Origin of the sequence: Candidatus Pseudomonas adelgestsugas, assembly GCF_004124255.1 — a bacterium.
In the GTDB taxonomy this organism is placed as follows: domain Bacteria; phylum Pseudomonadota; class Gammaproteobacteria; order Pseudomonadales; family Pseudomonadaceae; genus Aquipseudomonas; species Aquipseudomonas adelgestsugas.
Map to the genome: position 1 here is coordinate 714,219 of NZ_CP026512.1, position 14,471 is coordinate 728,689.

3 protein-coding genes and 1 tRNA gene are annotated in these 14,471 nt (G+C 35.7%); 2 read left to right on the forward strand and 2 right to left on the reverse strand.

Annotated features, from left to right (window positions below; translation table 11 throughout):
- Positions 1 to 2,871: 2,871 nt before the first annotated feature.
- Positions 2,872 to 3,072, reverse strand: coding sequence for a DNA gyrase inhibitor YacG (gene yacG / locus C3B55_RS01925; RefSeq protein ID WP_129210990.1), 201 nt, complete (start codon positions 3,070 to 3,072; stop codon positions 2,872 to 2,874).
- A 2-nt stretch (positions 3,073 to 3,074) separates the two neighbouring features.
- Positions 3,075 to 3,692 (reverse strand): dephospho-CoA kinase, encoded by a 618-nt coding sequence (coaE, locus tag C3B55_RS01930; protein ID WP_129210992.1) that lies wholly within the window; start codon positions 3,690 to 3,692, stop codon positions 3,075 to 3,077.
- Positions 3,693 to 6,019: 2,327 nt separating this feature from the next.
- Between coaE and C3B55_RS01935 the strand changes: the two genes are divergently transcribed.
- Together C3B55_RS01935 and ampE are read left to right on the forward strand one after the other, a co-directional pair.
- Positions 6,020 to 6,092, forward strand: a tRNA-Thr gene (locus tag C3B55_RS01935).
- 3,083 nt (positions 6,093 to 9,175) lie between these two features.
- Entirely contained in the window at positions 9,176 to 10,012 is an 837-nt protein-coding gene (gene ampE, locus C3B55_RS01940; RefSeq protein WP_129210994.1) for a regulatory signaling modulator protein AmpE, read from the forward strand.
- Positions 10,013 to 14,471 lie beyond the last annotated feature (4,459 nt).

The following is a 14,471-nucleotide window of genomic DNA, read 5'->3' on the forward strand; positions in this document are numbered from 1 at the left end:
AGCTATTAGCCAGTACACCTAATGTAAAAAATTATTTACTTGGGCAAGAAATCTCGCTGCTATATCAGCGGCCAAGTTTTATCTGTAATCGTGTTTTTAGTAAAATTTAAGTATCCGTTAAGTCTTGCTGCTTTAAATATTATCATCGGCGTCGCCGTACGGAAGAAGTTATCCAGTGCGATATCCGTAATACAGGTGGCATTTAGAGCACAGTTAGTAATATGTACTTGTTAGCTGTTGAATCACACTATGCCGGCAAGTTAAGGTTTTAGTCTATTTACTTGTAGTAGAAGTAGAGAAGCGTAATAGCGATACAGGTAAACCTGAGTAAATGTGCTTTAATAGAGCACACGTCTATCTGCTATAGAGCGTAGTTTCAGCGACTTAACCAGTAATCATGTTTGTCGATAAGCCGCTAAGATGCATAGCTATATATTAATATATAATGTACAGCTATGTGGTTAATTTCTAGCCTATAAATGCCATCCTTAAAAAATATTTACACTCTACATCTTCATATTAGCAAAAGAATAGTCTAGCGGCTATTCGTGATAAAAAAATATTAACGTGTAGTTTTTAACTACTGAGTTAGCCAGTACAGCCATGACAGAGCTTCTCCAGGGTTATACGCATATGTCTGTTAATAAGCTTAAGGCCTCTTTATCAGCACCAATGATCAGAAATTGATTGTATAGGTGAATAATATACATGCTTTCTGGTTTGCTCTTTCTATATTATAGGCTACAAGCTGATAGCTAATAAGCCACGCTATGCAGCGTGGGATTTAGCTTAGTATCGCCAGATCAGTGATAATAATGGTGACAATGATTTTTTATTCCATATAAGTTTACCCTGTATATATGAATAAATATTAGTTGAGTAAATGTTGGTAGAAGTGCTTAGCCTATTTATAGGTATAGATAAGTAGGCGGTGCTACGACTGCGACAGTTCTCCCATAATTTTGGGATTCTATAGACCACAAGCAATAGGCTGTCATAGTTATGCATATATGCTGAAGCTCAGAATTCTTTTTATCAAATAGTGGTAGCCAGTTAAATCTTCTTCTGTGCATGACTAGCTGAGCCAATGTAGATTAACTAGAACTCAAAGTAGTTCTGTTGTCGTTTATATAGCGATAAGTTTAGAAAACTAACAGTCACTTCGTGTAGCATAGATTTTATGTATAGATGCCGAGAGTGTATTATAGCATGATGCTATCAATGCTACGATAGCTAAAAGTATTATTCAGGCGGAGTAACCAACGTTCACGATTATTAATTATATGATAGTTTATGGGATATTTCGTCAAGATGCCAACATTGAAGAATTTACCTGTGCAAATATTAGGCAATGTATAGTGCCAGGTAACCGAAAAAGTAGTGGAGCCGACTAAGTCAAACTACCTACTACGAGTACTACATTAATTATAGCCTGTACTTGCATGATAAGTTTTTTGAGGTTAGTAAAGGTAATTAGATATAGTTCATCAAGGTTCTATACCATGTTCTTTGTGTTTATATGCTTTTGTTTAGCATTAGTGTGAGATGTAGTAGAAATTTATCGCACTTATATATCGTCTAGGTGCTACTTTTTATTAAGTACGATAAAAAAATAATACGAAAACTAGTGTTGTGAAACAGCACGTCAGTTAGTTTTTACCAGTCTAGATAACATACTCTAGACTGGTATAGCCAGTTGAAATCTTGTATTAGGTGTTTGATAGATATAACGCTTATATTTTTATTTTGCGTGATATTGGATAGTGGCATGTTAGCTTCTTATGCCAGCAAGGTAAGTAGGTGTAGGTGATTTTAGTCATCCATACTAACGATTTTATCATCTAAATGATGAGTATAAGAAATTTTGCTTGAAAAAGTTGCTATAGATTATTCACGTGATTCCTTATCTAAATCAAAATAGTCTGTAGTAAAGTTTTAAGGATGCTTTTGTTAGGCCTTGTGCTAGTATTAGCTAAGACTGTTGCGGTTAGTGAGCGTATAGCGCCTAGACTTTATTCAATTAGTTCGATCAGAGTTTATACGCTTGATGACTTTGTTGAAATACTATTAGCGGCGTTCAGTATAGATACCCGCTAAGATATTTACATTAATAGTAATGCAGGTATACCGTTACCGTATAATTCTTAATTGAGACATACGAATTTTTTCTTAGTTATTTAGCATCTATATATAAAAGGTTGTAATTGTAACTGGATAATGGCGCATTAATTGCGCAACAACACTACTGTTTATCCTTTTCGTTATGTAGTAGTGAGAGTAGTTGCCGTCGTAATAAATGCTGATATATTTTATATCAGCATTTATCAGCATAGAATATCTGATTTATTATTGGCGACTATCGATGGTTTAGCCTCACTGTTTTGATTTGTGCTATTCTGGCGTCAGAGCTTAGCTTGCGATGAGGTGAATGGCAAAGCTACTAACTGTGTTGCTAGGTACTAGTCACTGAGTTATGCGTCTTACTAGTCTAGAAATTACAATCGAGAAAATCTTTTTATTTATATCTTATATTTTAGAGTTTTTCCGATATTCTCTTAACGTTGCTTTGTTTTTTATAGCTTAGGACTGCAGTAGTTTAAATGCTATGTCGCTATATCAAAATATACTGGAGACGTTTAATTCCATATTAGCTTGATAGGTCAATATTATATAAAGTTTAAATAAACAAGGTGGAAGTACTGACTATGTGTATATTGGTAGGCACGGCAAGAATTGCTAAGAAACAAACAATGCAGCATTTCTAATCAGACTATATATAGCGCCTTATTTTATGCGCTATATATAGACAGCATTGTAATACTTTGCAGAGAAATTCGATAGACTAAGCTCCAGCATGTCTTTATGCTGGCCTCAGTTGCGTAGCGGCAGGTCTTCGGGAAATATTTCGTCTTTAATATCCGATTTTACTTGAATTTTATATTTTTCTGATGCCCATGCGCCAAGATCTATTAGTTTGCAACGGTCTGAGCAGAATGGCTGGTTATGGTTAGTCGTCGTCCATTTTACGAATATGCCGCAGGTTGGGCAGTTAATAGTTAAAAGTTGGTTCATTATTAGTCTCTACGTAAAGTAAGGTAGAAGTAGTGTAGTCGCTCGACCTCACCATGTAACCAGGAGAGGTCTTGGTCATTTACGAGTACGTCATCGGCATGATTCAGGCGATCTTTGCGGCTGGACTGAGCTTGTAAGATTTCATGTACCTGCTGTTCGCTAGCGCCGTCACGCTGCATGGTACGTTGAATTTGCAGCGATTGTGGCGCGTCGATCACTAGAATTCTCTGAGTCATTTTATACTGGCCTAACTCGATTAGTAGTGGCGATACAAGTATTACGTAGGGTGATTGAGCGCGTGCTAGGTGACTGCGAATTTCTTCGCTAATTAATGGGTGTAGCAGTGCTTCTAGCCAGCGGCGCTTTTCTGGTGCTCCAAAGATTAGTGTGCGCAAGGCAGCGCGATTCAGCTGGCCGTCCGGTAGTAATACGTCATCACCAAAATAAGCGGCAATGCTCGTCAATGCTGGTTGGCCTGGCTTAACTACCCAGCGTGCGGCATGGTCAGCGTCGACATGATCAATACCTAGGCTAAGAAAGTGCTGTGCTGCCGCGCTTTTACCGCTACCGATGCCGCCGGTGAGGCCAAGAATCCATGGTATTACGATAGAAATGGTCATCTGAAACAGACTGATTACAAGTAAAAGTCAGCTATTTGACTACCATATCTTCTGCATTCTAGCTGACAATTGCTTAGTATGGGTCAATATGGTGTGAGTGTGAACGCTTTAGGCGTACACAAACTCATCAGGATTTACCAGGTAAGCACCCAAAGCAAACAGCATCATAGCAAGATCTACTAACCACCACTGACACTAAGCTAAGATAAGTAGCTTGAAGACGCTATAGTTTATGCATATTTTACTAGTAATCAGTTCAAACAAAGGCTGGATATTGTCAATAGGGCTTATATATCTTACGACATGTATCTCACATGGTTACCGCTTATGTTGCCAACCGGTTGTCGCTATTGATGTAATTAAATATAGACATAGAAGAGCTAATACTAGCATGTTTAGTAAAGTTAATAGTTGATATTGATTAAGTTCGTTATCGGTGGTCACATAACTTAGAAGTATTGCCATGATAGCTTGCTGGTCGCCACGAAAATACTAAAAGATAGTAGCCGAGTTGAGTGCAGTGGCTATTTTGTTGAAGAAGCAGTGAGTAATAATTAAGTACGCTGTAGCTAGCGCATCTGCTCTTAAGTATCAGAGAGTTTAGTCTCTGGATATTTTCTCATAATAGGCAAGTCGGTTAGTTCATAATACTTATAAAGATAGTAGACCGTATTAGGTTGTCAACATCATCTGACAAGATTGTCAGATGATGAAATGATAAGTTTTTTATTTCTGGCTCCAATTTATGTTTAAGCATTTTTAGCAGATGCTATACTAATAAACTGAATAAGTTTCCAATGATCAACTATATTATCAGCGCTAAATCTAATAACTTCATGTGATTACTCGCTAAGCAGTAAGCCTAAAGTGTTATCTATACCATAAAATACATGCAGATACATGGCGATAGCAAACATATCGATAATATTATCCGTATTCACGGCATAATGATCAGAAACTTTTCTCTGTCATATGGTCTAGAGATATGGATTTTTCGCTAACTATGGTCATATAAATCTCTATAACTGGATGGTAAAGCCAACTACAATTTATATATTAATTCAATTTTATTCTAATTTATATATCGTGCCGCACACGCTTAATAGTCAATTTGATCATGCTATGATCTGCCGCGTTCTCCACAGAATCCATAGCTTAGATTAATGATATGCCAAGCTGCAAAAAATTGTTTAGCTCAAAAATTACGTATACTTATTTTACGTGCAATAGTGGACCCCTTAAGAAGTATTCACGCCGTTAGCGCATTCAATAACTTGAATTTAGCCAGCAATTAAAGACTAAGGAAGTTAGATGTTCTGTGGTATAGTCAGGCTATTTGCTAGGTCTGATACGCTCATTTACTGAGCGCGTTAGAGGAATTGGGGTACGTGTATTATACTTTATAATGTTTAAGCCTGGCAGTTTGCTGTTAATCCAGTAACCAGGTCCTTGAACTGCAGCATAACATAGCCTAACATTGCTACAATAAACTAAATAGGCAATTAGGATGGTCGCAATAGTGTATAGATTATAACCTGTTTTATTCACGCCTTAAGCTGCTAGTACTTTTCAGATGATATAATGAGTAGTTATCTAAACACCATACGCGCTTAAAGGTTAATAAATTATCAAGCGCCGATCATTAAAAGGTGAGTCATGTGATCTGCTTACACGTAGGTAGTTTTAGGTTTATAGCTTGGTAATGACATAGATTTTGGTAGCTCTTGTAGTGCGCGATAAAATTGCTAAAATATGCGTCTTGTGTGCTTTTGGCCGTTTGCTGACCAACAAACTAAACGAAGCTGTAAAATGTTGAGCTGTAAGACGTATTTTGAGATGATATTTATCATAGGGAACGACAGTGATTTTTTTTATAAACATCTACTTCAGATGAAGCTATTAATGATTGCGGTAATCAACAAGATAGCGAATACTCATGGTCTGCCTGTGTATACTAAGCATCATGCTCAGGTTCAGGCTAAGTTTATAGTGTAAATTTTTCGTTGAAAATCAGTTTTTAATATACGCTTAATTAAAGCGCTGCACTGAAGTTATATCTAATTAATAGTGCCAGCCATGCTGTAAATTGCAAAATTGATGTGGCAGGCAATATTGCTCTGCCCATGCAAGGTTCCATCTCATGCGAATGCGATAGTGTTAAGTAAAAACCATCACATTGATGTGTAGCGCTACTATGGATTAGACATATTTTGACGGTTGATTGATAATACGTCGTCAACGATTACTTTACCGACTGAGTGTAATTGTTTGTAATGGTTAGCTAGTTTGTTGCTGTTTGCCTCATGCAGTGCTAGCCTTAGTGTACCGCCCGTGTAGCTCAGTTGGTAGAGCAGCGCATTCGTAACGCGAAGGTTGCAGGTTCGACTCCTGTCTCGGGCAATTAGATATCACTGTTTTACGGACAGTTTTTAGGTTACTCAAGAATAGTTATAAGATCAAACGAGTTATATATTTATGTCTTACTTAATCATATCTGCGTTACTTTAATGATTCAGATATATTTATTCCCTAATACAAGAAAACAATATTAACACATAAGTAATAATCTAGTAATAGTTGCACTAATTAGTCTTCAAGAGTATCCTATGGAGCCCCTGAAATTACTAGGTACAATAATGCATCTGAGTGCGGATAATCGAAAAAGGACTAAATTCAATTACTAGTCACAAATAAAAACGAAGCTCATAGATAGAGATCATTAGGTATTATGAATGGTTACCTTAACCACCAGAAAAATTCGAGGCTAAACGCCAAGCTTTGTGGTGGCAGCAAAGCTTGGCGTTGATTGAAACGAGTATCGCCTGATTGATACCATCCAATCCACCGATTTATTTTAGTTTGGCAACAGGTTCCATGATCTCGGCTTCGATGCTGAGTCATATTAACTAATTCACCTAATTTACATTTTAGTTTATAGCGCTTATGGAAACATATTTAACTTGATTGACGCGATTAGTAGCGCAGATTTTTCACTTCATTGTTTATTGCTAGGCTAGTTTTAGCCAATATTAAGTAGTACAGATTTATATAAATCATTTTAATGAGCATGGTAATATTAGCCTAACTGGCTATTTTTTTCAATGATTCTTGCAGTTCATCTAGATTTTTTTATCGTTTAGAACATAGCTACAGAGCTTCCTAGTATAGCTACAATCATTTACAAGATGATTTATTGACTTGTAAATGATGTCACAGCTTTGGCGTTTTTTAGATCATGGATTTTGCGGTTATACGGGTGGCGTTAAGCCAATCAATCCACGAAACTAATACCGCTATTTGAAAAAATCAAGTATGTTTCTTACTCCATGGTTGCGTATAAGCTAGCCGTTGATATTGATACAGGCTTATAACGAGACAGAGCGCAATAGTTTCAGCAAGGTATGCATGAACTTATGCGATAAACGCTAACCGTATCATGTTAAAACAGTCGCCATAGCTTGTAGCAACGCTAATTATCATATTAGCTATAAGTTATACTTGACTTGCGTTTTAATCCTAAGAATCATAGTATATATTCATGCGGCAGTTGAATACAGCTTTTGTCGATCTTGGTCTAGGACTAACATGGCGAGTTGTATTTAGCGCCTGTAGTTTACTCCATGATACTCCATGAGTAGATGCTTTATACGTCTAGTGACTAGCTGAAAATTCGTAGCTTGTTTTAAAGATAGTCGTTTTTTAGACGATTATATGTAGCATCTAGATATTTTATCGATATACAGTAGCTGAATGTAGGCATAAGCGCTTGCTTGGTAACTACCTATAGATCAGCGCAATAACTAACCAGATCTTTTAATAAGTACTGCTATGCTAGTTTTTTTGTGTATAGGACTAGATTAGGCCCTATGGTGAAGATTTATATTAAGCCGATAACATACTCAAGCTTTTCAAAAGGCATATGCATCAACGATGCTAATTAATTAAGTAGACCTCGATAACTACTAATCTGTGTTAGTATTTATATTAATCAATCTAATGCAGTAAAAGCTGTTGATGATGACGCGGCTAATTTTAGTAACACGATTTTTTTGAGTGCACCTTTAGTAAGGTCAGCGTGTTTAACGTATTTAATACATAAATTGCACGTTTATTGATTCCGATGTTCAAGTTGACAGTATTAGCATAAGTTTTTTAGCCGTGCCTAACCATGCGATATAGTGATTGTTCAGTAAGATTACTGTCGCACTACAAAATAAAGCCTACGTGATGACTATATTATAACGATATCCTATATTTACGCACTTGGTAGATGATGCAACATCTGTTAAATGAGCTTGCTGAAAGTTTAGCAATGCTATACATATATTAATACAATGTAGCGTCTTGACCGTAGAATAAGCAGCACTGTTGCACATTATTAGAACACACACCTTATAAACGCTAAATAAGTGTGTACAAGCTGCAGTTACGTATTAATGGCTAGATAAAACACTCAATCGACAGTATTAGGCCGTATATTACTACATATACTACTAGTATAGTATCTTTTAAATTATAATTAAAAATTGCCTATTATCTAATATAGCATGCACTCAAATGCAAGAGCTAGTGGTAGTGTGCATTATAGATAAGTTGATATACAATATTATATCATTATAATGCATTAAATTTTGTCCGAACACTTGCCGGGGTAAATCTTTAGCTATTGCTTAAGGTTTTACGTAAGGCTTGTAACCAGAGCAGTGTTTAATCCAGCCCTTATTTGTTTAAGAGTTTTTTGTGTTTTTATAGGCGATGCATATTCAGTTTTTTCAAAGTTGAAGGCGCGGATTTACCTGACCTTATCGTAAGTCTGCTGAATAATGATTTATGTCTTGTTCAAGACATAGCAGTAGTCGATCAGCAACTGGTTTAGGTTTTGGCAAGACGACGTGATCCTCTTTGCGCTGTTAGCCAAAAGCAATTTTTAGTGCTAGTTAATACCTATTTTATAATCTTTATTAGATTCGAAGCCATAGACTATAATGTCGCTCACATGATGTCGATAATTAGCACACTGCTTAAAGTAATCAATATGCAGCTAGATCATGCTCGCGTAGCTGAAGACTGGCAAGGCGCATAAGTTTTTCCAGAACTACCTAAATTTCACAGAATCTACTTACTTGAAGGTATTGCTACCAACAATAATAGCTGCGCATATTTTGATTAAGTACATAGGTTTAGTAATACTATTTATATAGGTATTTATAGTATGTCTGGGTTATAGCTTTAGGGTTTATCGACATGGAGCGTGCCATGACTTTTTAGGGTTGAACTAGAAAGAATATACGCACTAACGTTTACTGATGTCCAAATGTGTTGCAGATTAACCTGATACAACAAATGTTAATTACCACCAGAGCATTAATCACGTAGTACATTTGTGGTTAAAGTGATATTGCGTTTGTACAAAAGACATATCTAGGTTTGTATTGTAATGAGATACGCTTTCGAGGCGCTATATATTATAGAGGACATGCAATATGCCTTTTTTAGTGCTAATACTAGCAGTTTGGATGAAAAAATGTTTAATTTTACGTCTGTGGTTACAACGCGATGGTCTTTGGTTGCGTGAGCTGACTAAGCTAGAATTGAGTACGCGCATGGTCAAGCAACCTTGGCTGATTCTAATATTGTTAGTATTGTTACCGGTGATCTTGCTGGCTTTGTTGCTGTCGATGTTAGAGCCTATGGCTTACGGATTATTGGTGTTTCCAGTGCACTTGTTGGTAGTTATCTATAGTCTGGGGCGTGGTGATCTGTTAGCCGACTTGAGACAGTTCCGTAATGCTTTTTACTGTGGCGATTTTCAGGCTTTTGAAAATGTGGCTAAATATGACTTTAAGGTGGCATCTACTAGTAGTGAGCAATTACTAAAACTAGTGCAAGGCTATTTGTTATGGCAAGCTTACCAAAGTTTTTTTGCAGTAATTTTCTGGTTTTTTTTGTTTGGGCCGGTTACGGTTTTAGCTTATCGCTTACTAGCATTAATCAGTGAGCATAGCCAGAATTCTCTGCTTACCGAGCGCACTAAACAATTGCGCCATGTATTTGACTGGCTACCAGTGCGCATGCTGTCGGTAAGTTTTGCCTTGGTTGGTAATTTTGTTGCGGTTAGTCGTGTGATGCAGCATGAATTGCTGAATTTGGATATTTGTGCTGCACAACTGATAGAGAAAGTTGGCCTAGTAGCAATTGAGATTCAATCTCCACTAACGGAAGTTGACAGTATTAACAGCCTTGATCGTTTGTGGGCACTGCTGCTTCGTGCAGCAGTGTTATGGTATGCATGGTTTGCTATCTGGACTGTGTTAATTTAGTTCGGTGGCTAGGTTAGGAGTACATAATGAATATGTACTCCTAACCTAGCCAATTCACGAGGCACATTAAATCATTAAAGTAGCTTATAACAGCTATCAGTCTATTTTACATATCAAACCCCATAGCCTAGTGTACCTCTTTGTTAGCATTTTTAAAAAAATAAAACATAAATGTTTTGCATATGTACATTATGATTCATATCTTTTTTGTAGATATTGACTGTAATATGCTAGTACTGCTCATGATAATTATCATTATCACTATTATTAGCATACTTAAAGTAATAAATATTGCCGTTTTGTTCTAGGATTATTGGTTGCTTTGTAGATAGCTAAATCATTTAAATAAAAAATCTTGCCTTAGCTGTAGTCAATTTCACAATTTGCTTTATTAAAGCTATCAATATTCTTATATGATAGTTTGGTATGTTCGTTGGGTATGTTGTTTGTTGAAAACCAATAGCCTTACAAGCGTAGAAGTTATTATTAATGTTTGTCGGATGCGAAGCATCGCATGTTTCTATGGGAAGGATAATGTTCACCGTGGTAATCAAGGTTAAGTTTTTTCTATATTCTATATGCATGATGAATACTGAGGTGGTATTTAATTCTATTAAGAATGGATTAGAGTGTAAGCAGCCCTTGACCTTATTACCAGAACGTGACAAGCAACTTATAGTTTGCTCAGTCATGTAATTACCCACCTATGCACAACCTTGCGTAGTGCGCTCGCCAATTGTGAGTATGCAATACTATTGCAAATACCAATATTGCTATTAAACGACGTTAATATGTACTTCCATATGGCTATATAGCGCTAGTCTATGCTTGAGTAACCAACTAAGTCATTTGGTACAAGGCTTACTTACATTAACTGCATAAACTTCTGACTTACCATTATGCCATGGTACGACACCACGCTTTGTAACTGATAGCGCTGGAGAGCGTTAAAGTTATATCAGAATATTGATTTGATCTAAGCTGCTTAAATACGTTCTTTTTAAGAGATCTGCTATGTAAAGTTATCGGAAGAAAATACTAGGTGGATTGGCTATTAAGTGGTTATACTCTGCGCTGACGCTTGACTGAGCATAAGCTGATCTTTACGTTTCTGCAATAGGTTTATTGTGTCCGCATGGCCATAAGTCAGTTAGAGGTAATCTAAATTTATTACTTAAATGCATTACTAAGAAAATTAGTTATAGCTAAGTATGTAATTTTTGACTAGCATTCAAATGCTAGATAGATGTAGGCTAGAGTTTATTTTGCGTAGCGCAGTGCTGTGGAGCGGCGTAGTCACTACCAGTAACTCTATGGAGGCACTAGTCTAGAGCATTTTATTGCTTCTGATAGATTTTCTAAAATGGCAAACAGTGGTTTGCTTTTCGATAAATTAAAAAATATTTATGGTCTAACATATACACAAGTATCCATTTATAATGGTGATTATTAGTAAATATGGTATATGAATGATTTCCTTTATAAGCTGGACATTGGGCATTTTTTATTGCTTGAATAATTTGTTGATATATTATGTCAGTGCTCTAGGTTGAGTATGTTTTGGTCACCGATAGTGACTATGCACTTGAAATGCTAGCCTATACGCAAAGGACTAGACATTTTAATGTCGAAAATTAAGATGTGAATCTATGAATTCAAGAGCTCTAGTATATGCGCTGAATAGCGGCTTATTTTTATAGCTCATACTTGTGCTTAGTATGGCAATCCTAATAGTTGCGGCAAGAAAACAATAAAACACACAGTAAAGTATATAAGCTATATATAGCTGTAGAAATATTATAATTCAAGAGTATCTTTATACCAGTACACGTGCAACATAGTATTATGCAATTGTTTGAAAGTTTTTTATTCCACACTAATCCATATTACTAATGGATGTATCATGGTAACTACAATAGTTTACCTACGCTAGTTAGCTAGCCAGCTGCTTCGGCCTATAAGCTTATGAATTAGAGAGTAAAAACTAATCGACATAACAAGAGATATAAATACATGTTAGCGAATAATATCATTGCTCATGAATAATTTTTTAAAGTAATTTATTGCTGTAAAAGAACTATAAATTTGAGCAGCCTTACAGATGCGTTGTTAAATTTGACTCACTGAGTTTAATTGGTTGATAGTTGCCTATTGTATAGGGAGGCTTGTACTGGTTGTATGTTCTATCTAGTTCCTGATAGCTTACAATGCAGTATTATGCATTTCGTTATTCAGTGATGCGGCTGACGATAAAAATAGCCCATACTTATTTTGCTACCGATAAAGCAGACTACTATTTTGCTTGTCTGTCTACGGTTTTTTTCTAACCTACATTTGCATGACTTATTTTTATGTGTATTTCTGGTATAGCCTATTAAGCTAAAGTGCAGTCATCTTAGATTATTTGAGAATCAACCTTCTATACTTGATAGAAGCAATCATTTATCTTTTGGCGCTTATTGCTACAGTAGTCTAAGGCTTGTCATCTTAGACACTGTATCTATTACGTTGCTATTATTTACTGTTTATATAGATAGTGTATAATATGGCAGCTATTGCTAGCTAGATATACTGTAAAGTACGGTCCTCCAAGTGTTATGTAACTCTATCAATAGCGATGAAGGTGTATGAGAGACTATTGATCTCTTGTGTATTTATTAATACACCATTGAAACAATAAGTCTAGTGCAGTTTCTGTTGCTATCAATATAGCAGTTGATCAATAAGACCTTTATTGAGTTACCGCAAGACTTTTCTCTCTATATAATATATTTTACATAATTAGTATAAATTAGCTATTCACTAAATAGCGAATAACTAACTATTCTTATGTTAATTCCCATACACTAAAACTTCCCCTATAGCTACTTTATAGCTAAAGAAAGTAGTCTGCCAGTGAAAGTCATCATCGAATCCATAGATGATTCTACCAGCATGTAGCTGCTAGCAAGGCATTAGAGTTTTAAGCATTTGCTCATTTCACGCATTTATTTTTCAAACTTATTAATTATATAATAAGGCTAATTATATTAGCAATGAAAACATTGCTGTCACACTACGTTCAAGTAAAACTATTACGTAAGTCTTGAGTAGCAATGTCTAAGCAGTACGAATAACTAAATAATTAGTAACTGCACTGGTGACTAGTTTGCCTGGCACCAGAGTGTTTTAGCTAAAATTTGATGATATGGTTACATCGGAATGATTAAAAGGTTTGCCATCATCAATGGTACTTAACACTGATAAATGTATTAGTTTACTGCACAACAAAAGAGTTAAAACTACAGATCAATAAGGCAAAGAAAACAGTTCTAGCATATATTAAAGAGTATAATATATGGCTGTATGCCATTAGAAGTGGACAATTAGCGCTAAACTGCTTAGTCTTAGCTCTGATGCACTGCTTGCATAGTGCAATTTGATTTGTGTGGTCTTACCACCGAATATGAAAGTAGCCAACCATATATCTTATAGAATTGTTGCCTTTGTGTAACGATTCAGAGTCGATCTAGCTAGCTTGTTAGCTTGTGTAGTAAACAATCAATGCTATAGGCCAGTGACTTGTTAATTGATGAATGGCTAGAGTATCAGCTAGAGCTCCAGCAGCTTAAAGACCATTGACTATAATGTAAATTACTGTATTTGGTACTATTTATATCTATAGAGTATTTTTTATGAAAAAACATTGGCAATGTTAAACGTTGAACGATAAGCTAGCAAGAGTGACGCTTATAATTAATGATGATCATCATGATCTATACACCATGACTAAATACTTTGTAACTTAACATTTGCAAACTGTTACTTACTAAATAGCGTAGCGTGCCTAATGTATGCTGGGTTTATCTTTAAGTTATCTTTTAGCCATTGATTATATAAGGTAGTAGACTTGTTATGCGATATTGATAGTTTAGCGCTAACTTTAACTATTATTTTGCAACTTTTTATATCGTATATCTAGATCAGTAGGTTTTTATTATAATATGGTTAGCTATCTAGATATATGCATAGATATATAAATAAATAAATAGAGAAGATGACTGTACACACTAGTAAAATTATTAATGCCATTAATAAAATGGTTTGTGCTGGACGTTTAGTAATTGAGTTTGTCGGCGCCATTATATCATATAGGCGTTCATATAAAAGTTAGTAAATCAACATAGCATTAAGAGTATCTAACCTTGATTGCCTGCCATCTGGTTATCAGCTATGTTGACTGCATTAGTATTATCACATTTAAAATGCAAAGAGAGATTCTTGATACTAAATATAGGCCTTGGGTATTATGCTGTTACTCATGGTTCATAAGCTTGCTTCGAGGTCTGCTTGGATAATTATCTCCTGGGCTGGTCTTGCTACACGCGCTGATAGCTCAGTATGGTTGGTAATAATTTGTAATTAGTTTACACCGCACTCTATTCTACAGTTCTTACTATTTCATCATAGTTGTTGTTGT

Bases quoted from the DNA above. Each gene is read 5' to 3' on its own strand.
- yacG (WP_129210990.1), bottom strand. From the start codon at position 3,072: ATGAACCAACTTTTAACTATTAACTGCCCAACCTGCGGCATATTCGTA.
- coaE (WP_129210992.1), bottom strand. From the start codon at position 3,692: ATGACCATTTCTATCGTAATACCATGGATTCTTGGCCTCACCGGCGGC.
- ampE (WP_129210994.1), top strand. From the start codon at position 9,176: ATGCCTTTTTTAGTGCTAATACTAGCAGTTTGGATGAAAAAATGTTTA.